Here is an 18381-nt window from a genome sequence, read left to right as displayed (position 1 = left end):
GGACGACTACGGACCGTTTTCCTGCGCGTGCCCTACCGCCCAATTCACCCGAACCGCACGACGATCCCGGTGTGCGGGCGCTTGCCGAGCCGGACGAGCATGGCGGGCACGTCGGTCAGCCAGTACTGCCAGGTGTACTTGCGCGAGAGCAGCCCCCGGATCCGGCGCAGCTCCTCCCCCGTCACCAGCCGGCCCTCGCCGGTGAAGCGCTCGGCGCCCTCGGCGATGTTGCCGCGCAGGTCGCAGACGGCGACCTCGACCCTCGGGTCGTTCCGCAGTCGCTTGACCTTCCAGGAGTCCGTGCGGGTCCAGGCGTACAGCTCGTCGCCGTCGACCGCGTACCAGACGGGTGTCGCGACCCCCGTGCCGTTCTTGCGGTAGGTGGTCAGGCTGACGTAGCGGCCGCGCCGCAGCTCTTCGGGCATCATGCCAGCGAGCCTATGCCGGGGCCGGGCGGGAGGCGCGGGTCAGGGTCTCCCCGTCGCCGACGCGGCCGCCCGCACCGCGCCGCGGCGGCCTCAGGGCCGGGATCGGCCCTTGCGCCGCCCGGGGCCCGTCACTGGCCGACCCGGCCGTCGACGCACTCGCGCAGCAGGTCGGCGTGGCCGCAGTGGCGGGCGTACTCGTCGATCCGGTGCACCATCAGCTCCCGGATCGCGATCTGGTCCTTCCCCACCCGTGCACCCAGATCGGGAAACTCGGCCAGCTCGGCGTCGAGCGCCGCCTGCTCGCGCTCCAGTTCGGCGAACGCGGCGTCGACCACGGCCTGTTCGGCGACGGCGCCGTCGAAGTCCGCGTCCCGCCCGCCGTACAGCTTCGGCAGCGGTTCACCGTCGCCGATCCAGTTGCGCCAGTCCCGCTCCACCTCGGCGAGGTGGCGGACCAGTCCGAGCAGCGACATGGTCGACGGCGGGACCGACCGGCGGGCGAGCTGCTCCGCGTCCAGCCCCTCGCACTTCATCCGGAGGGTCAGGCGGAAGTCCCGCAGGCCGTCCTGCAGGGTCGCGAGCTCACCCTCCGAGCCGGCACCCCCGTTGTTGTTGCGGGGGTCGTCGTCCGGGTCCGCCCACATGTCGGGGTAGACGGTCGCCACGGTCCATCGTGCGGGTTCGTCGCTCATGCGACGCATGATCGTCCGTGCCGCTCCGGCACGCCACCGAATTCCCGCGCACCCGGAACCGGGGACCGTCAGACGGGCGCGAGCGCGCAGCGGACGACCAGCTCGTCCATGGAGAGGCCGAGGACCCTGGCGAGGGCCGCGACGGTGAAGAACGCCGGGGTCGGGGCCCGGCCCGTCTCGATCTTGCGGAGGGTCTCGGCGGACAGGCCGGCGGCGGCGGCGATCTCCACCATCGACCGCTCGCCGCGCGCTTCGCGCAGGAACAGGCCGAGGCGCTCGCCGCGCTCGCGCTCTTCGGGGGTCAGGGGTGTGCGCACCATGAGGCCATACTAATACCGGTATAGTAATTGGCATGGTGGAGATCAAGACGAACGAGAACCTGGCCGCGATGCGTGAGGCGGGGCGGGTGGTGGCCCGCGCCCTGGCGGCCGTACGGGAGAAGGCGGCGCCCGGTGTGCCGCTGACCGACCTCGACCGGGCCGCCCGGGAGGTCCTCGCCGAGGCGGGCGCCGGGTCGCCCTTCCTCGGCTACCGCCCGGAGTGGGCGCCGGTGCCGTTCCCCGCGGTCGTGTGCGTCTCCGTGAACGACGCGATCGTCCACGGCATCCCGGACGACACCCGGCTCGCCCCGGGCGACCTGGTCTCGGCGGACTGCGGAGCGCTGCTCGGCGGCTGGGCCGGCGACTCGGCGATCAGCTTCACGGTCGGACCGGCCCGGCCGGAGGACACCCGGCTGATCGCCGCGGCGGAGGAGGCCCTGGAAGCGGGCATCGCGGCCGCCGTCGTCGGCAACCGCGTCGGCGACATCGCGTACGCCATCGGCCGGGTGTGCCGCGCCGCCGGGTACGGCGTCCCGGACGGCTTCGGCGGTCACGGCATCGGCCGCACGATGCACGAGGACCCGGGCGTCCCCAACGAGGGACGGCCGGGCCGGGGCATGAAGCTGCGCCACGGGATGGTGCTCGCGATCGAGCCCATGCTGATCGGGGGCGGCACGGACGACCACTACACGGCGCGCGACGGCTGGACTATCCGTACGGTCGACGGCTCGCGCGCGTCGCACGCGGAGCACACGGTGGCAATCACCGACGAGGGCCCGCGGGTGCTGACGGCGCTGTAGGACGCGGAGGGGGCGCCCGGGCGCCCCCTCCCGCCGCTACCTCCCCGCCGGCCTGACCACCATCGCCGACCCGCCGCCCCGGCGGACGGTCTCGGCCGCGGCCACCCAGCGGCCGTCCGGCAGCCGCTGGACGCCGGTCGCCGCGCCGATCTCCGGGTTCTGCCGGAAGCCGTGGCCGATGGCTTCGAGTTCCGCCCTGACCGGGCTGTTCCAGAGGCCGGGTTCGAGCTCGGTGGTGGCCTGGTTGCGCTGGCTCGCCCGCGGCGCGGCGATCGCGTCGACGAGCGGCAGGCCCCGGTCGACGACCCCGGTGAGGGTCTGGAGGACCGTCGTGATGATGGTCGCGCCGCCCGGCGACCCGAGGGCGAGGACCGGCCGGTCGTGTCCGTCGAGGACGATCGTCGGCGAGATCGAGGAGCGCGGCCGCTTGCCGGGACCGGGCAGGTTCGGGTCGTGCACCGCCGGGTTCGCCGGGGCGAAGGAGAAGTCGGTCAGCTCGTTGTTGAGCAGGAAGCCCCGGCCGGGCACGGTGATCCCGCTGCCGCCGGTGGACTCGATGGTGAGGGTGTAGGCGACGACGTTGCCCCACTTGTCCGACACCGTGAGGTGGGTGGTGTTCTCCCCCTCGTACGTGGTCGGGGCCGCCGTTCCACCGCTCGCGCAGGGCACCGGGCTGTTCGGGTCGCCGGGCGCGAGGGGGCTGGTCAGCGCGGCGTCGTCCCGGATCAGGCAGGCGCGCGAGTCGGCGTACCGCTGGGAGAGCAGCCCGCGCGTCGGCACGGACTCGAAGGCCGGGTCGCCGACCCAGCGGCCCCGGTCGGCGAAGGCGATGCGGCTCGACTCGATGAAGCGGTGCAGGTAGCGGGCCGGGGAGGCGCTCGCCAGGTCGGTGCCCTCCATGATGTTGAGGGCCTCGCCGACGCTCGTACCGCCGGAGGAGGACGGGGGCATGCCGTAGACGTCGAGACCTCGGTACGCGACCTTGGTGGGCTTGCGGAACACGGTCCGGTAGGCGGCGAGATCCCGTTCCGTCAGGTCGCCGGAGCGGACCTTCCGGGTGGCACCCTCGCGGACCGGGGGCGTACGGACGGTGTTCACGATGTCCCGGGCGAGCGGACCCCGGTAGAGCGCTCCGACGCCCTCGCGCCCGAGTTTCTCGTACGTACGGGCCAGGTCGGGGTTCTTGAAGACCGAGCCGACGACCGGCAACTGTCCGCCGGGCAGGAAGAGTTCGGAGCTGGCGGGGAAGTCGCGGAACCGCGCCTCGTTGCCCGCGGTCTGCGCGCGGAAGGTGGCGTCGACGGTGAAGCCCTCGCGGGCGAGCCGCTCGGCGGGTTCGAGCAGGGTCGCGAGCCGCTTGCTGCCCCAGGCGTCGAGTGCGGCCTTCCAGGTCGCCGGGGTGCCGGGGGTGCCGACGCCGCGGCCGCTGGTCATCCCCTCCTCGAAGGGGATCGGCGCGCCGTTCTCCACGAAGAGGTTCGTGTCGGCCGAGCGCGGCGCGGTCTCGCGTCCGTCGACGGTGTGGACCGTACGGCTCTTCGCGTCGTAGTAGACGAAGTAGCCGCCGCCCCCGATGCCCGCCGAGTAGGGCTCGGTGACGCCGAGCGCGGCCGCGACGGCGACGGCGGCGTCCACGGCGTTGCCGCCCTTGCGGAGCACCTCGACACCGGCGGCCGAGGCGTCGGCGTCCACGCTGGCGACCGCGCCGCCGTAGCCGACGGCGACGGGCTCCTTGACGGGCGGTGGCGGTGCTGCCGACGGGGCCGCTGGCGGGGCGGCGGCACCCATCGAGAGCACCGTCGCCGCGACGGCGAGAACGGAGACCTTCCCAGCGGCGGAGCGACGCATTCCCTACCTCCAGTCAATGACCGTCCGCGCAGCGTAACTTCCCCCGGCCCCTCCCGTCAGGACCGCCTCGAACAGAAGGCCGTTTCCCCGCTAGCATGCGCGCCCATGGACGAAGACCTGCGCAACATCGTGCTCGGGGTGCTCGCGACGGGAGTCAGCGCGTCGCTCGGCTGGCTGGGCCGCACGTACCTCTGGCGGCGGAGGCTCCGCCGCAAGCAGGAGTTCTTCGGCCTGCCGGGGAACTCGGAGTGCCTGCTCGTGGTGAACAGGGAGTCGGGCGGCGACCGCTCGGTCCACCGGTTCGACGTGTTCGCCCTTCTCGAACTGTCCGCGCTCATCAAGGACTGCGGGGCGCAGGCGCGGATCCTCTCGCACGACCAGACCCACCAGGGGTTCGGCGACCGGACGGAGTTCTGCGTCGGCGGCCCCTACTCGAACCGGCGGATGGCCGCCCATCTGGCGACCCTGCTCCCGGGCATCGAGGTGAACGTCGAGGTCGAGCCGAGCGCGGACCGCGGGGCGTTCCTGATCGGCGGGGAGCGCTACCCGTCGGAGCCGGGGGTCAGCGAGTACGTGATCCTGGCCCGGCTCACGGCGGGGGAGGGCGGCCGGCCGGTGTTCCTCTTCTGCGGGCAGCGGGCCATCACCAACCAGGCGGCGACCCGCTATCTCGCCCGTCACTACGCCGAGTTGGCGCGTCTGCACCGCTCCGGGTCCTTCGTGGTGCTCCTGAAGGTCGTCAACTCGCAGGCGTACGGCCCCGATGTGGTGGAACTGGTGGCCGATGTCACGCGGGCGGCGCGGACGGCTCCCGCAGCCGAACCGGCAACGACTTGACGCCGTTGATGAAGTTGGAGACGAGGCGCCGGGGCTCTCCGGCGAGTTCGAGACCGCCGCAGGCCCGGCGCACCTCCTCGTGGAGCACGCGGAGCTGAAGCCTGGCGAAGTGGGCGCCCAGGCAGACGTGCGGGCCGTCGCCGAAGGACACGTGGGGGTTCGGGGTGCGGCCGAGGTCGAGGCGGTGCGGGTCGGGGAAGACGCGCTCGTCGTGGTTGGCGGAGGCGTGGAAGACGACGACCTTGTCGCCGCGGCGGATCGGCTGCCCGGCGAGTGCGGTGTCGGTCGCGGCCGTGCGGCGGAAGGAGAGCACGGGCGGGTGGACGCGCAGGAGTTCGTCCACGGCCGTGTCGGTTCCGACCTCGCCGGCCCAGAGCCGCCGCTGCTCGTCGGGGTGTTCGGCGAGGGCGAGCAGGCCTCCGGGGGCGGCGCTGCGGACCGTGTCGTTCCCGGCGACGGTCAGCAGGAAGAAGAACATCTCCAGCTCGGCGTCGGCGAGTTCGGACGCCGCGAGCACGCTCATCACGTCGTCGGCGGGGTGCGCGCGCTTGTGGGCGGCGAGTTCCTGGGCGTAGCCGAACATCTCGGCGAGCATCGCGGGTGAGCGGGGATTGACGGGCCGCCCCTCGTCGTCGAGGACGGGCGGCTCGTCGGGGTCCTGGTAGGCGATGACCCGCTCGGTCCAGGCGTGCAGCAGGCCCCGGTCGCCCGGGGGCACTCCGAGCAGGTCGGTGAGGTTGAGCAGGGCGTAGTCGTCGGTGACGGCCCGGACGAGGTCCACCTCGCCCCCGGCGTCGACCGCCCCCGAGAGCAGCCGCCGGGCCCGCTCGCGCGCGGTGGCACCGAACCGTTCGATCCGTCCGGGGGTGAAGGCCCGGCTGACGAGTCGCCTCAACCGACCGTGTGCGGGCGGGTCCTGGTTGAGCATCATGCGCCGGATGAAGGGCAGATCGGCGGGGTCGGGGTCGCGGATCTGGGTGGCGCCGAGACAGGACGAGTACGCTCCCGGGTCCTTGAGCACCCGGACGACATCGGCATGCCGGGTGACGGCCCAGAACCCGGAACCGGCGGGCCAGCCCAGGATCTCGGGCTCCTCCTGCCAGGCGACGGGCGCACGGTCACGCAGGGCGCGGAAGCGGTCGTGCGGGATCCCGGCGGCGTAGATCCGCGGGTCGAAGACGTCCGGCACGCCGCTCGACTCCTGCACCGCGCCTCCAAGTCAGGGGTGAGGACGTTTCCATCATGACAGGCCGGAGGCGGCCTTCGCGGCTCCGCGCGGAGGCCGTGGTGCTCCCGGGAGGAGCCACGCGGACACCAATCGTTACCCGCACGTAACTTACCGACCAGTTACCACGGGTAAGGCATCGCGGTTACCGTCGGGTCACTTTCACTGCCCCCCATCAGTGCCCGTACTGCCTTCCCCAGCAGTACCCCAGTGAGGAGTGACCCGTGCGACGCACACCCCTGGCCCTCGCCGTCTCGGCCGCCCTCGTGGCCGGGGCGGCCCTCGGGCTCGCGCCCGCCGCCCAGGCCGGAGAGACCGCCGGCACCGGCATCCGCTTCGTCGACATCGCCGGGGAGGGCGGCACCGTCCTCAAGGCGAACGTCGTCACCCCCGCCGGGTCCACCGACACCGGCCGCCACCCCCTGATCGTGCTGCCCACGAGCTGGGCCATGCCCCAGGTCGAGTACCTCGTCCAGGCCAAGCTGCTCGCCGACTCGGGCTACATCGTGGTGAGTTACAACTCGCGCGGCTTCTGGCAGTCCGGCGGCGAGATCGAGACCGCGGGACCCAAGGACATCGCCGACGCCTCCAAGGTGATCGACTGGGCCCTGGCCAACACCGCCGCCGACCCCGCGCACATCGGCATGGCGGGCGTCTCGTACGGCGCCGGGATCAGCCTGCTCGCCGCCGCCCACGACCCGCGGATCAAGGCCGTCGCCGCGCTCAGCGGCTGGGCCGACCTCATCGAGTCCATCTACAGCGGCCGCACCCAGCACGTCCAGGCCGCCGCCCTGCTCGGCGGCGCCGGCTACCTCACCGGCCGCCCCGGCCCCGAACTCAAGCAGATCCTGGGCGACTTCCTCTCCTCCAACCTGGACAAGGAGGAGGACATGATCGCCTGGGGCCGCAAGCGCTCCCCCGTCGAGCAGCTGGACCGGATCAACGCCAACGGCGCCGCGATCATGCTCGGCAACGCCTGGGGCGACACCATCTTCCCGCCCAACCAGTACGCGAGCTTCTTCGAGAAGCTCACCGGACCCAAGCGGCTGGAGTTCCGCCCCGGCGACCACGCCACCGCCGAGGCCACCGGCCTGTTCGGGCTGCCCAACGACACCTGGACCAGCGCCCACCGCTGGTTCGACCGCTACCTCAAGGGCGTCGACAACGGCATCGACCACGAGCAGCCCGTCCAGCTCAAGTCCCGGTCCACCGGCGGATACGAGGGCTACCCCGACTGGAAGTCCGTCCACGCGAACCAGCGGAAGTTCGACCTCGGCGGTACGCAGCGGGTCTGGGCGAACATCGACTCCGGCGCCAACGGCGGCATCACCCTGCTCACCAACGCCCTGGACCAGTTCCTCCGCACCCCTCCCGTCGTCTCCGTCCCGCTCCTCCCCCGCGCCTTCGCCGGCGTCTGGCAGTCGGAGCGGTACGACACCCCGCAGCGGGTGCGCGGCACCGTGAAGGTGCACACCACCGTCACCTCCACCGAGGAGAGCGGCACCCTCGTCGCGTACCTCTACGACGTGGGCCCGCTCGGCATCGGCAAGCTCGTCAGCAACGCCCCGTACACCTTCCACGACCGGACCCCGGGCAAGGCCTTCGGCGTCGATCTGGAGCTGTTCTCCACGGCGTACGACGTCCCGGCGGGGCACCGGCTCGCGCTGGTCGTCGACACCGTCGACCCGCTCTACATCGAGCACAACCCGACCGGCGCGCAGCTGACCTTCTCCTCCCCCTCGGCCGACCCGTCGTACGTGTCGGTACCGCTGCGGAAGGAGTGATCACCGGCTGCTGCCGGGCGGGTGCGGCCCTCGCTCGCTACTGCGGTCCCGGCAGCAGCGTCTCTGGTTCGGCCGGGTCCACGTCCACGGCCTTCGTCTTCGGACTGCGGCGCTCTCTGCGGGCCACCCAGGTGGCGAACCAGGAGAGCAGCATGCACATCCCGATGTAGATCGGTGAGATCACCAGGACGACCGGGATGAACGGCAGGTCGTAGTCCAGGTTGGAGGCGATCAGTTTGCCCGCGTGGAGGAACTCCTCGTAGGTGATGAGGAATCCGAGCGAGGTGTCCTTGAGGGCCACCACCAGCTGGCTGATGATGGCCGGGAGCATCGCGCGGACGGCCTGTGGCACCAGGACGTAGGTCATGACCTGCGTCTTGCGCATGCCGAGGGCGTACGCGGCCTCGCCCTGGCCGCGCGCCACGGAGTGGATGCCGGTGCGGAAGACCTCCGCGAGGACGGAGCCGTTGTAGAGGGTCAGTCCGGCGACGAGTGCGGGCAGGGCCTGCACCTTGAGTGCCACGAAGATGAAGAAGATCATCACGAGGACGGGCATGGCGCGGAAGAACTCGACGAGGAGGGTCGAGATCCAGCGGAGCACCCGGTGGTCGGAGAGGCGTCCGGTGGCGAGGACCGCGCCGAGGGCGAGCGACAGCACCGAGGCGTAGGCGAAGGCCTTGAGGGTGTTGCCGAGCCCTTCGAGCAGCAGCTCCTGGATGCCCTTGTAGAGGAAGGGCGACCACTTGGTGGAGGTGAACTGGTCGTTGTCGAAGAGGAGATAGAGGATCCAGCCGGCCAGCGCGAGGATCACGACGGTGGACGCGACGCCGTAGAGGAGGTGGCGCCGCCGGGCGTGCGGCCCGGGGATGTCGTAGAGGGCGGTGGAATCGGTCATCGGGCGACTCCCCAGCGCTTCTCGAGGACGTTGAAGAGGGCGCTGATGGTGAGGGTGATGATGAGGTATCCGACGGCGATCCAGACGAAGGTCCAGACGATGTTGTAGCCGAGCTCGCTCAAGGTCTTGTAGGTGCCCAGGAGTTCGGTGACGCTGAACGCCCCGGCGATGGCCGAGTTCTTGGCCAGGGCGATCAGGGTCGAGCCGATCGGCGGGATCACCGTTCGGAAGGCCTGGGGCAGGACGACCGTGCCGAGGGACTGGCTGAAGCTCATCCCCAGACTGCGGGCGGCCTCGCCCTGGCCGCGCGGCACCGTGTTGATGCCGGAGCGCAGCACTTCGCAGATGAAGGCCGAGGTGTAGCAGCCGAGCGCGAGGACCGCGAACAGCTTGAAGGGCAGCACGAGTCCGAACCGGGGCAGGCCCAGCATGACGGCGAAGAAGAGCAGGGTCAGCGGGGTGTTGCGCAGGACGGTGACCCAGACCGTGCCGAAGACCCGGAAGGATCCCACGGGCGCGACCCGGAACGAGGCCATGAGGAAGCCCAGGACGAGGGCCAACGCCGAGGCGTAGACGGTGAGTTCGACGGTTCCGAGGAATCCCTCGGCGTAGAGCGAGAAGTTGTCCGTCAGGACGTCCATGTCGGGAGGCTCCTCTCGTCAGCTCGCCGGATAGCGGTCGATGGGCGGCGGTGTCGGGGCGGGGACCCCGGAGAGGCCGAGGGTGGCGTCGTAGGCCTTCTTCCAGTCGCCGTTCTTCTCGTGGGCGGCGAGGGCGTCGTCGAGGGCGAAGCGCAGGGCGTTGTCACCGCGCGGGACGCCGATGCCGTACGGCTCCTTGGAGAACGGTTCGCCGACGACCTTGAGTTCGTCCGGGACCTTGGCGGCGTAGCCCATGAGGATGGTGTCGTCGGTGGTGACCGCGTCGACCTGGTAGGTCAGCAGGTTGTCCACGCAGGCGGAGTACGTGTCATAGGCGACGAGTTCGGCCTTCGGGTAGTCCTTCTCGATGCGCTGGTACGGGGTGGAGCCGGCGGCCGAGCAGACCCGTTTGCCGGCCAGGTCCTGGGGGCCGTTGATGTCGTTCTCGTCGGTGCGGACCAGGAGGGACTGGCCGGCCATGTAGTAGGGCCCCGCGAAGCCGACGAGCTTCTTGCGGTTGTCGTTGATGGTGTAGGTGCCGACGTAGTAGTCGATCTGCCCGTTCTGCAGGGCGGTTTCGCGGTTGGCCGAGGCGATCGTGCGGAAGTCGATGCCGGCCGGGTCGAAGCCGAGGGAGGCCGCCATCATCTTGGCGATCTCGATGTCGAAGCCGGAGTAGCGGCCGGTGGCCGGGTCCCTCTCGCCCATGTACGGCTGGTCCTCCTTGGCGCCGACGACGAGCCGGCCGCGCTTCTTCGCCCGGTTCCAGGTGCTGGAGTCCGGCAGGGTGAAGCCGGACTGGACCTGGTAGACGGGGAGTTGGTCGGGCTGGGGGCCCTTGACGGGCGGGCTGCCCTCCCTGCCGCAGCCGGCGAGCGCCGCCGTCAGGGCGAGCAGCGCGGCGAGCAGGGCGGGGGCGCGGTGCGTGCGGTGCGTACGCGGCATCGTTCCCACCCCGCTCAGTGCTTGAGGATCTTGGACAGGAAGTCCTTGGCGCGCTCGCTGCGCGGGGCGGTGAAGAAGTCCTCCGGGGCGCGGTCCTCGACGATCTTCCCGTCGGCCATGAAGACGACCCGGTTGGCGGCGGAGCGGGCGAAGCCCATCTCGTGGGTGACGACCACCATCGTCATTCCCTCGTGGGCGAGTTGCTGCATGACCTCCAAGACCTCGTTGATCATCTCGGGGTCGAGGGCCGAGGTCGGCTCGTCGAAGAGGAGTGCCTTGGGGTCCATGGCGAGGGCGCGGGCGATGGCCACGCGCTGCTGCTGGCCGCCGGAGAGCTGGGCGGGGTACTTGTCGGCGTGCGCGGCGAGTCCGACCCGGTCGAGGAGTTCGCGCGAACGCCGGTCCGCGTCCTCCTTCTTGCGCTTGCGGACCTTGATCTGCGCGAGGGAGACGTTGGCGAGGACGGTCTTGTGCGCGAAGAGGTTGAACGACTGGAAGACCATGCCGACCTCGGCGCGCAGCCGGGCGAGCGCCTTGCCCTCCTCGGGGAGCGGCTGTCCGTCGATGACGATCTCGCCCGACTCCACGCTCTCCAGGCGGTTCATCGCGCGGCAGAGGGTGGACTTGCCCGATCCGGACGGGCCGATGACGACGACCACCTCCCCGCGGCCGACGGTGAGATCGATGGACTGGAGGACGTGCAACGTGCCGTAGTGCTTGTTGACGCCACGCAGTTCGATCAGCGGATCGACGACGGCCATACGCTGCCCTGCCCCATTTCTCAGCGGTGTCGAGTCAGCGCAAACTATCCACCAGAAAAGGGACTTCACGCCCGACACGCATGAAACCGCAATAAGCCGTATTTACTGCAAAAGGGTGGCGGGAGCGAGGGTGCGGGACCGGCCCGAGCGGGGCGGTGGACTCAGTACTCGGCGGCCTCGGCGTACACCTGGGAGAGCTCCGGCGAGCCCGTCACCGCCCAGTCGAGACCGGCCTCGACGACCTGGATCTCCCGGCCGGAGGCGAGCCGCACCACCGGGCCGCCGCCGGGCCGGACCTGCCAGCGAGCGCCGGGCACGTTCCGCACGACCACGGTGCCGAGGTAGAGCCCGGCGTCGTTCCCGATCCAGGGCAGCTCCTCCGGGTCGTCGCGCCAGCGGGGCGGCAGCTGGTCGAGCTCCTGGAGGGAACGCGGGGTGTCGTCGAGGGCCACCCCGGACTGCGCGACACGGGCGCGCAGCAGCTCGCACTCGGCGAGCAGCTCGGCCACACCGTCGGGGTCACGGTCGAAGGCCGCGGCCAGCGGGTGGTCGACCGACTCGGGTACGTGCCGCTTGCGCCAGTTGTCCAGGAATGGAATGTTCATCCGAACAGCCTCGCACCGTCACCTCCCGGTCGACCACCCGGCGCGCGGAGATCGTTCCGCCCGCCGGGTGGGTCCCGGGTCCGCTACACGTCGAGGTCGACCACGACGGGCGCGTGGTCCGACGCGCCCTTGCCCTTGCGCTCCTCGCGGTCCACGTAGCTGTCCGTGACGGCCTCGGCGAAGGGCTTGTTGCCGTAGACCAGGTCGATGCGCATGCCCCGGTTCTTCGGGAAGCAGAGCTGGCGGTAGTCCCAGTACGTGAAGGGGTGGTCGTACTTGAGGGGGCGCGGGACCACGTCGGCCAGACCGGTCTCACGGAGGCCGGCGAGCGCGGCCCGCTCGGGCTCCGTCACGTGCGTCAGGCCCTCGAAGGCCGCCCGGTCCCAGACGTCGTCGTCGGTCGGCGCGATGTTGTAGTCGCCGAGGACGGCGAAGGGCCGGTCCCCCGCCGCGTCCTCCGCGACCGCCGCCTTCAGGGCCTCGAGCCAGCGCAGCTTGTAGGCGTAGTGCTCGTGGGCGACCTCCCGGCCGTTCGGCACGTAGACCGACCAGACGCGGACCGGGCCGCAGGTCGCGGAGATCGCCCGGGGCTCCTCGGCCCCGTCGTACTCCGGGCCGCCGGGCAGGCCCGTGACCACGTCCGCGAGGCCGACTCGGGAGACCAGGGCCACGCCGTTCCACCGGCCCGTGGCGTTGACCACGGACTCGTACCCGAGGGCGCGCAGCTCCTCGGTGGGGAACTGCTCGGCGGTGCACTTGGTCTCCTGGATGCACAGCACGTCCGTGCCGCTGCTCTCCAGCCAGGCGAGGAGTCGGGGCAGCCGGGCGGTGATCGAATTGACGTTCCAGGTGGCGATGCGCATGTGCGCAAGCCTACGTGCGGGGTCCGACAATCGACGCCGTGCCGGGCGGGAGCGGCCCCGGGTGCCGGGCCGGCGGGCTCAGAGCTCGGCGGAGGCGCCGGGGGCGAGCCGCTGGTGGTCGGTGCCGCCGAGCGCGCCGATCTGGCGGTCGTAGATGGGCCGGGCGAGGTCCGTGAGCAGGGCGTCGTGGATGTCGTACGCCCGGCGCGGCTCGACCTCGCGCACGTAGTCGATGACCTCGGAGATCTTGTTCCACGGGGCCATGACCGGGAGCAGCAGCGTGTCCACGGGGTGGTCGGGCACGGTGAGCGCGTCGCCGGGGTGGAAGACGGCGCCGCCGTCGACGAGGTAGCCGACGTTGGTGATGCGCGGGATGTCGGGATGGATCACGGCGTGCAGCTCGCCGTGCACCTGGACGTCGAACCCGGCGGCCGTGAACGCGTCGCCGTGCCCGACGGTGTGCACCCGGCCCGGGAAGGCCGCCGAGAGCTGGTCGGCGACGCTGCGCAGCGTCCAGATCTCGGCGGCCGGGTTGGCCTCGAGGGCGGCCCGCAGGTGCCCCTCGTCGAAGTGGTCGGGGTGCTCGTGCGTCACGAGCAGGGCGTCGGCCCAGAGGACCGCGTCCTCCTCGGTGAACATGCCGGGGTCCAGGACGAGCGTCCGCCCGTCCTTCTCCAGCCGCACGCACGCGTGGGACTTCTTCGTCAGCTTCACGGGCCCAGGCTACGCCGGGGGCGTCGTCTCCTCCTCGACGACCCGGGCGATCACCCGCAGTGCGGTCTCGGCGGCCGGGAAGCCGCAGTACACGCCCGCGTGGAGCACGATCTCGCGGAGTTCCTCGGCGGACAGTCCGTTGCGGAGGGCCGCGCGGGTGTGGTCGGCGAGGGCCTCACGGTGGCCTCCGGCGATGAGGGCCGTGAGGGTGACGACGCTCCGGGTGCGCCGGTCGAGACCGTCCCGGCTCCAGACCTCGCCCCAGGCGTACCGGGTGACGAGGTCCTGGAAGGCGCCGTCGGCGTCGTGGGAGAGCGCCTGGTCCACATGGGCGTCGCCGAGGACCTCGCGCCGCAGCCCGAGCCCCTTCTCGTACGGGTCGGGGCGGCTGGCCTCGGCGGGCTCGGCGTCCGGGACGGGCTCGGCCGCGGGCACCGGGGCGGCGGGCAGCGGCGGCACGGTCAGGGTGCCGCTGGTGTCCGGGGCCGTGCCGGCGAAGTGCTCGACGAGCAGGTCGGTGACGGCGGCGGGCTGCTCGACGGGAGCCAGGTGCGAGGCGCCGGGGACGACGGCGAGCCGGGCGTCGGCGATCCCCGCCACCAGGGTGCGGGCCTCGGCGGGGCCGGTGACCTGGTCCTCCGAGCCGACGAGGACGAGGGCCGGGATGGCGATCCGGTCGAGGGCCTCCCGCACGTCGAAGACGGCGAGGGCCTCGCAGGCGGCGATGTAGCAGGCGGGGTCGGTCGTCCGGACCATCTGCACGGCCCAGTCCACGATCGCGGGCTGCGCGCCGGCGAACACCGAGGTGAACCACTGCTCGGGCGCGGTGCGGGCCATCGGCTCCAGGCCGTTGGCGCGGACGATGACACCGCGCTGGCGGAACTCGTCGGCGCTGCCGAACCGGGGCGAGGTGGCGACCAGGGCGAGGGAGGCGACCCGGTGGGGCGCGCGCAGGGCCAGGTCGAGGCCGACGGCGCCGCCGAGGGAGCAGCCCGCGTACCCGAAGCGCTGGACGCCGATCGAGTCGAGGGTGGCGAGCAGCCGGTCGCCGAGCTCGGCGACGGAGGTGAAGGGTTCCGCGGGGGCGCCGCCGTGCCCGGGAAGGTCGAAACGGACGACCCGCCAGTCCCGGGTGAGCTCCGGTATCTGCCGGTCCCACATGTGCCATGTGGTGCCCAGCGACGGGCCCAGGACGAGGACGGGAGCCTGTTCATGCCCGTCGACGCGGTATTGCAGGGTGTTCGGTGATGTCTCGCTCACCCGCTAGACCCTCTCATCTCTCACGACGGCCGCTTCGGCCGGGGGCACGGCTGCCACGGCCGCACCGGTCCGGCCGGGTCAGCCGATGATGGCGACCGGGGCGTCCCAGGCGTTGCGGTCGACGGTGATGGTGTGGCCGCCGCGGGTCTCCCTGCTGTTGGCCTTGTACTGGTGGCCGCGGCTGTGGTCGGTGTACAGCTTCGGGTCCCAGGGCCAGTCCTTGGTCGTGGTCTCCTGGCCGTTCCACAGGGCGTACCAGAGGTTCCCCGGCAGGTCCGTGCGGTTCTTGGCGGTGGCGATCGCCTTGGCGCTGGAGCTGCTGAAGCCGTAGAGGCCGGCGCGGTAGGTCTTGGCGCGCAGGGTCTTGGTGAAGGAGCGCACGTAGGTCAGGGTGGCGTCGTTGCACGCCTTGTCGGCGATGTCGTACGACTCCATGTTGAGGTAGATCGGGCTGCCGGCCTTCATGCCGAGCGCCGATGCCTTGGCGACGGCGTCGTTGGCGTTGCTCACGCCGACCGAGGCGGCCGTGGCCGCGGTGAACCGCTCCTTGTTCCGGCTCTTCTGGCAGGGCGGCTGGGCCCCGACGTAGAGCGGGATGACGCGCCAGCCGAGGGTGTCCATCGACTTCACCCAGGACTTCGTCAGGTTGGGCTGGGCGCAGCCCCGGTTCCGGCCGCCGATGTAGACCGCGACGCCGCCGTAGTAGGCGTCCTTCTTCCATGCCTTCATCGCGGTGAGCGAGGGGGCCGTGCAGGCGTCGAACGCCCGGCCCGTATAGGTCTTCTGGGCCGGCCACGCGGGGGCCGCCATCGAGGTCTGCGCCGCGACGCCGGCACCGGCCACGACGACGACACCCGTCGCCGTCCACGCGATGTAGCGACCTCTTCTGGACAACCGGTGCTTCGGCATTCCCCACCCCATGCGCTTCCGACTCTGGCCCCTGGCGCGGTTCACCCTATAACCCGCTCCGAGGGGGCTGAGCAGGTGTGACACATGGTCCGATCGACCGGACGCCACTATCGGTCGATAATGGAACCTATGCGCCAGAAAACCGCAGGGAAGCCGCATGAGCCCTCGACCTTGACGGTCAAGGGGCGGGACATGCGTGTGCGCACCATCGGTTTCGTGATCCTCGCCGCCCTGGCCATCTGGTTCATCGCGGCCAACACCGGTTCGATCACCGTCAGGCTCTGGATCCCGACGGTCACCCTTCCGCTGTGGATCGTCCTCACCGTCACCCTTCTCGTGGGCATCGTCCTCGGCCTGTTCATCGCCCGGCGCCGCGCACAGCGGTGAGCCGCGCACCGCGTCACCGATCCGGATCGGGACCGGGACCGGGACCAGGACCAGGACCAGGACCAGACGGGAGGATCGCCTCCGCGTCCGCCGCCCCGCCCGGGGGGTAGGTCCTCGGACCGAGGTGGCGGCTCAGCGGCGGCTCCTGGGCCAGTACCGCGCCGATGGTGAACGCGAACGTGATCCCCGCGCACACGACGATCAGCCAGGACAGCATCGTGAGGACGAGGCCGAGGGAGCCGTACTCCCCCAGCGCCTTGTTGAGCGCGGCAGGCATGTACAGCCGGGCCGTCAGGGCCAGGGCGCTCGTCGTCGCGGCCGCCAGGATCGCGCCGGGGAGCAGCGGCAGCCACGGAACGCGCTTGGCCAGCAGCAGGTGCTGTGTCCACATCCAGATGCCCACGCTCACGAGGAAGAACACCGGCACCCCGAGCCATAGGCCCGCGCCGAAGCCGTCCCTGAGCGGGCCCTGCACGAGGACCACCAGGAGCAGCGCGAGCAGCCACACCACCCACCGCCAGGCCGCGACCCGCGTCTTGGCCTTGGGCAGGGCCCAGGCCCGCTCGCAGACCCTCGCCATGGCCCGGCTGAAACTGGTGGCGGAGGCCAGCGCGATGACCAGGCCGACCGCTCCGGTCGTGTCCCGCAGCTCCTCGTCGGCGGAATCGCCCAGGACCTGCTGGAGCTCCACGTCGGAGCGCCCGGTCAGCCCGAACATGGCACGCAGGGAGTCCCGCAGCTGGTCACGTACGGAGGCGGGGGCGAACGCCGCGACGGCGAACAGCAGCGGTACGGCGGCCAGGAAGGCCTGAGCCGCGAGCCGGGTCCCCGCGTCCAGCAGGTTCCCGCCCAGCATCCGGCTCGCGATCTCGGTCAGGACCGGCAGCCGCTCCTCGGCCCTTGCGCGCAGGTGCCGGAACCGGGCCGCCCAGCGCGCCATCCGGCCTCCTCCGGGCATCCGCCCGCCCTAGGTCCGTACGGACGCTTCCTCGTCGGCGTCCGCAGGCTCCGCCCCGAGGAACCGGACCACGGCGAAGACGAACAGCAGGGCCAGCGCGAGGCCGACGACCACCCAGCCGGTGGGGTGGTCCCACAGGACGTACACGAGGATGGCCAGGGCCACCAGGATCCAGGTGATCCACGTCCGGTACCGGCGGACGAAGGGGCCGACCGGGCCCGTCCGCAGACCGGCACGGTCCGCCGCGGCACGGGTCGCGTCGATGCCGGAGTTCCACATGCGGCGGACGACGACGGCGGGGCGGCTGGGGCCGGTGAGCCAGGCGGCGAGGGCGACCACCAGGCCGAGGGTCACCACCATGCGGACCGTGGTGCGCAGGAAGTGGATCAACGCGTCGTAGACGGACCCGGCGGCGGGCTGGGAGACGGTGTCGGGCAGCGCGTTGAGGTAGACCGTACGGAACACGGTCAGCGCGATGCCGAGGACCAGGGCCGCGACGGCGACACCGATCGCCGAGGCGATCACGGTGCGACGGCGATGCGTGGCCAACAGGACTCCCGCGACCACCAGCAGCACGGCGAGCACCGGCAGCCACAGCCCCATCACCTGGAGCAGGCGGAACCCGGTCTTGACCTTGCCGATGTCGTCGGACCTGACGACCGTGAAGTCGGTGTGGACCTCCGGGATCTTGCCGGCGACCGTGAGACCCGAGTCGACGAGCCGCTCCTTGACCCGTTCGATCACGGGGGCGAGGTCGACCGTCACGGTGTCGTTGTTGATCTGTACGGCCCCGTCGCCGCTGCCCGTCAGGGCGCGGACGACGGAGGTGTGGACGGCCCGGTTGGCATCGGTCCAGACGGTCTCGAAGGCGTCCGACGCGACGACGTCCTGCGCCTTGTCGTGGACGAAGCTGCTGACCGCGCTCTCCAGCGAGCCGCCGAGCTTCCCCAGCGCCTTGGCGAGCAGCGGACGCTGCTCGGGGGCGACCCCCTCCAGGAGGTCCTCCAGGTCGATGTGCTCCATCACCGCACCGGTGACCCGGTTGGCGACCGCCGCCTGCACGTCCGCGTCGGAGGCGAGCGGGGCGACCGTGGAGACGTACCGGTCGGTGTCGCCGACGATGTCGGAGGTCCACGCGGCGACGATGCCGAGCGGAACGAGCAGGCAGCCGATCACGATGAGCACGGCGGCCAGGAAGGAGCGGCCGCGGTGGCGAGGGGCGGGGCGGGCGGCCGCCTCCCCCTCCAGCGCGGCGACCCGCGCGCGCAACGCGGCCAGTTCGTTCTGGTTCTCTTCGTCCGGCACGGGTGCCTCCTCGCGGTGTGCGCTCAGCCAATCCCGCGCGCACGGTTCGGGCCAGACGGGGCGGGACGAACGGGTGAGGGCACGAGCACTCGCGCGGTGGCCCGGCGGCGCTGCCCGGCTGACCTGCTGCCCTGCCCGGCTGCTCAGGGGGCCTGCCCACCGCCCCCGCACCGAGGCGCGCCCACCGTCACTCGGGACGGTGGG

Annotated in this window: 20 protein-coding genes; 4 read left to right on the top strand and 16 right to left on the bottom strand. The window is 71.7% G+C overall.

What is annotated here, in order from left to right; all coding sequences use genetic code 11:
• Window positions 1–44: 44 nt before the first annotated feature.
• From ACFQ79_RS21400 to ACFQ79_RS21390, 3 genes are all read right to left on the bottom strand, one after another.
• The gene (locus ACFQ79_RS21400) at window positions 45–428 is read right to left on the bottom strand and encodes a PPOX class F420-dependent oxidoreductase (RefSeq protein ID WP_319313244.1); all 384 of its coding nucleotides are present in this window, start codon (window positions 426–428) and stop codon (window positions 45–47) included.
• 128 nt (window positions 429–556) lie between these two features.
• Window positions 557–1129 carry a DinB family protein gene (locus ACFQ79_RS21395; protein WP_383585788.1) on the bottom strand — a complete coding sequence of 191 codons (573 nt, stop codon included), beginning with the start codon at window positions 1127–1129 and terminating at the stop codon, window positions 557–559.
• Window positions 1130–1188: 59 nt separating this feature from the next.
• A complete protein-coding gene (locus tag ACFQ79_RS21390; protein WP_055601124.1) occupies window positions 1189–1440 on the bottom strand; it encodes a helix-turn-helix domain-containing protein in 252 nt (83 codons plus the stop codon).
• Between the two features lie 32 nt (window positions 1441–1472).
• On the opposite strand from ACFQ79_RS21390, the gene map reads away from it, so the two are divergent.
• Entirely contained in the window at window positions 1473–2240 is a 768-nt protein-coding gene (gene map / locus ACFQ79_RS21385) for a type I methionyl aminopeptidase (protein ID WP_383585786.1), read from the top strand.
• 36 nt (window positions 2241–2276) lie between these two features.
• Here the strand turns inward: map and ggt are convergent, their stop codons facing one another.
• The gene (ggt, locus tag ACFQ79_RS21380) at window positions 2277–4088 is read right to left on the bottom strand and encodes a gamma-glutamyltransferase (RefSeq protein ID WP_383585784.1); all 1812 of its coding nucleotides are present in this window, start codon (window positions 4086–4088) and stop codon (window positions 2277–2279) included.
• Window positions 4089–4193: 105 nt separating this feature from the next.
• Between ggt and ACFQ79_RS21375 the strand changes: the two genes are divergently transcribed.
• Window positions 4194–4925 (top strand): hypothetical protein, encoded by a 732-nt coding sequence (locus tag ACFQ79_RS21375; RefSeq protein ID WP_383585782.1) that lies wholly within the window; start codon window positions 4194–4196, stop codon window positions 4923–4925.
• On the opposite strand, the gene ACFQ79_RS21370 is transcribed toward ACFQ79_RS21375, so the two are convergent.
• Window positions 4876–6132 (bottom strand): cytochrome P450, encoded by a 1257-nt coding sequence (locus ACFQ79_RS21370; protein ID WP_383585780.1) that lies wholly within the window; start codon window positions 6130–6132, stop codon window positions 4876–4878. The two genes, ACFQ79_RS21375 and ACFQ79_RS21370, sit on opposite strands and share 50 nt — an antisense overlap.
• Before the next feature lie 242 nt (window positions 6133–6374).
• Here ACFQ79_RS21370 and ACFQ79_RS21365 point away from each other — a divergent pair, with 242 nt between their 5' ends.
• Window positions 6375–7934: an alpha/beta fold hydrolase gene (locus tag ACFQ79_RS21365; RefSeq protein ID WP_383585778.1), complete on the top strand. Its 1560-nt coding sequence runs from the start codon at window positions 6375–6377 to the stop codon at window positions 7932–7934.
• Between the two features lie 37 nt (window positions 7935–7971).
• Here ACFQ79_RS21365 and ACFQ79_RS21360 read toward each other — a convergent pair whose 3' ends face one another.
• From ACFQ79_RS21360 to ACFQ79_RS21320, 9 genes are all read right to left on the bottom strand, one after another.
• Window positions 7972–8829 (bottom strand): amino acid ABC transporter permease, encoded by an 858-nt coding sequence (locus ACFQ79_RS21360; RefSeq protein WP_383585776.1) that lies wholly within the window; start codon window positions 8827–8829, stop codon window positions 7972–7974.
• Entirely contained in the window at window positions 8826–9470 is a 645-nt protein-coding gene (locus ACFQ79_RS21355; RefSeq protein ID WP_318212664.1) for an amino acid ABC transporter permease, read from the bottom strand. The genes ACFQ79_RS21360 and ACFQ79_RS21355 overlap by 4 nt, the downstream gene beginning before the upstream one ends.
• Window positions 9471–9488: 18 nt before the next feature.
• Window positions 9489–10415, bottom strand: coding sequence for a glutamate ABC transporter substrate-binding protein (locus ACFQ79_RS21350; protein WP_383585773.1), 927 nt, complete (start codon window positions 10413–10415; stop codon window positions 9489–9491).
• A 14-nt stretch (window positions 10416–10429) separates the two neighbouring features.
• Window positions 10430–11176, bottom strand: a complete 747-nt coding sequence (locus ACFQ79_RS21345; RefSeq protein ID WP_383585771.1) for an amino acid ABC transporter ATP-binding protein — start codon at window positions 11174–11176, stop codon at window positions 10430–10432.
• Between the two features lie 161 nt (window positions 11177–11337).
• Window positions 11338–11781 carry a DUF6278 family protein gene (locus tag ACFQ79_RS21340; protein ID WP_383585769.1) on the bottom strand — a complete coding sequence of 148 codons (444 nt, stop codon included), beginning with the start codon at window positions 11779–11781 and terminating at the stop codon, window positions 11338–11340.
• A gap of 83 nt (window positions 11782–11864) precedes the next feature.
• Window positions 11865–12644, bottom strand: coding sequence for an exodeoxyribonuclease III (locus ACFQ79_RS21335; RefSeq protein ID WP_376462391.1), 780 nt, complete (start codon window positions 12642–12644; stop codon window positions 11865–11867).
• Window positions 12645–12722: 78 nt separating this feature from the next.
• The gene (locus ACFQ79_RS21330; protein ID WP_383585767.1) at window positions 12723–13358 is read right to left on the bottom strand and encodes an MBL fold metallo-hydrolase; all 636 of its coding nucleotides are present in this window, start codon (window positions 13356–13358) and stop codon (window positions 12723–12725) included.
• A gap of 9 nt (window positions 13359–13367) precedes the next feature.
• Entirely contained in the window at window positions 13368–14618 is a 1251-nt protein-coding gene (locus tag ACFQ79_RS21325; protein WP_383585765.1) for an alpha/beta fold hydrolase, read from the bottom strand.
• A gap of 78 nt (window positions 14619–14696) precedes the next feature.
• Complete coding sequence (locus ACFQ79_RS21320) at window positions 14697–15527, bottom strand: glycoside hydrolase domain-containing protein (RefSeq protein ID WP_383585763.1); 831 nt, start codon at window positions 15525–15527, stop codon at window positions 14697–14699.
• A gap of 192 nt (window positions 15528–15719) precedes the next feature.
• Here ACFQ79_RS21320 and ACFQ79_RS21315 point away from each other — a divergent pair, with 192 nt between their 5' ends.
• On the top strand, window positions 15720–15914 hold the full coding sequence (locus tag ACFQ79_RS21315; protein ID WP_229315478.1) for a LapA family protein: 195 nt from the start codon (window positions 15720–15722) through the stop codon (window positions 15912–15914).
• Window positions 15915–15927: 13 nt separating this feature from the next.
• On the opposite strand, the gene ACFQ79_RS21310 is transcribed toward ACFQ79_RS21315, so the two are convergent.
• Both ACFQ79_RS21310 and ACFQ79_RS21305 read right to left on the bottom strand, forming a co-directional pair.
• Window positions 15928–16854: a YhjD/YihY/BrkB family envelope integrity protein gene (locus tag ACFQ79_RS21310; protein WP_383585761.1), complete on the bottom strand. Its 927-nt coding sequence runs from the start codon at window positions 16852–16854 to the stop codon at window positions 15928–15930.
• 27 nt (window positions 16855–16881) lie between these two features.
• Window positions 16882–18177, bottom strand: coding sequence for a hypothetical protein (locus ACFQ79_RS21305; protein WP_383585759.1), 1296 nt, complete (start codon window positions 18175–18177; stop codon window positions 16882–16884).
• Between the last annotated feature and the right edge of the window lie 204 nt (window positions 18178–18381).

Source organism: Streptomyces sp. NPDC056480, assembly GCF_042795405.1.
Classification (GTDB): domain Bacteria; phylum Actinomycetota; class Actinomycetes; order Streptomycetales; family Streptomycetaceae; genus Streptomyces.
The sequence above is the reverse complement of the archived record's forward strand: the minus strand, read 5'-3'. Positions and strand labels throughout refer to the sequence as shown.

What these genes read in the sequence shown, in the direction of transcription:
- ACFQ79_RS21310 (WP_383585761.1), bottom strand. Translation starts at nt 16,854, where the DNA reads ATGGCGCGCTGGGCGGCCCGGTTCCGGCACCTGCGCGCAAGGGCCGAG.
- ACFQ79_RS21375 (WP_383585782.1), top strand. Translation starts at nt 4,194, where the DNA reads ATGGACGAAGACCTGCGCAACATCGTGCTCGGGGTGCTCGCGACGGGA.
- map (WP_383585786.1), top strand. Translation starts at nt 1,473, where the DNA reads ATGGTGGAGATCAAGACGAACGAGAACCTGGCCGCGATGCGTGAGGCG.
- ACFQ79_RS21340 (WP_383585769.1), bottom strand. Translation starts at nt 11,781, where the DNA reads ATGAACATTCCATTCCTGGACAACTGGCGCAAGCGGCACGTACCCGAG.
- ACFQ79_RS21350 (WP_383585773.1), bottom strand. Translation starts at nt 10,415, where the DNA reads ATGCCGCGTACGCACCGCACGCACCGCGCCCCCGCCCTGCTCGCCGCG.
- ACFQ79_RS21320 (WP_383585763.1), bottom strand. Translation starts at nt 15,527, where the DNA reads ATGCCGAAGCACCGGTTGTCCAGAAGAGGTCGCTACATCGCGTGGACG.
- ggt (WP_383585784.1), bottom strand. Translation starts at nt 4,088, where the DNA reads ATGCGTCGCTCCGCCGCTGGGAAGGTCTCCGTTCTCGCCGTCGCGGCG.
- ACFQ79_RS21335 (WP_376462391.1), bottom strand. Translation starts at nt 12,644, where the DNA reads ATGCGCATCGCCACCTGGAACGTCAATTCGATCACCGCCCGGCTGCCC.
- ACFQ79_RS21400 (WP_319313244.1), bottom strand. Translation starts at nt 428, where the DNA reads ATGATGCCCGAAGAGCTGCGGCGCGGCCGCTACGTCAGCCTGACCACC.
- ACFQ79_RS21360 (WP_383585776.1), bottom strand. Translation starts at nt 8,829, where the DNA reads ATGACCGATTCCACCGCCCTCTACGACATCCCCGGGCCGCACGCCCGG.
- ACFQ79_RS21345 (WP_383585771.1), bottom strand. Translation starts at nt 11,176, where the DNA reads ATGGCCGTCGTCGATCCGCTGATCGAACTGCGTGGCGTCAACAAGCAC.
- ACFQ79_RS21315 (WP_229315478.1), top strand. Translation starts at nt 15,720, where the DNA reads ATGCGTGTGCGCACCATCGGTTTCGTGATCCTCGCCGCCCTGGCCATC.
- ACFQ79_RS21395 (WP_383585788.1), bottom strand. Translation starts at nt 1,129, where the DNA reads ATGCGTCGCATGAGCGACGAACCCGCACGATGGACCGTGGCGACCGTC.
- ACFQ79_RS21390 (WP_055601124.1), bottom strand. Translation starts at nt 1,440, where the DNA reads ATGGTGCGCACACCCCTGACCCCCGAAGAGCGCGAGCGCGGCGAGCGC.
- ACFQ79_RS21355 (WP_318212664.1), bottom strand. Translation starts at nt 9,470, where the DNA reads ATGGACGTCCTGACGGACAACTTCTCGCTCTACGCCGAGGGATTCCTC.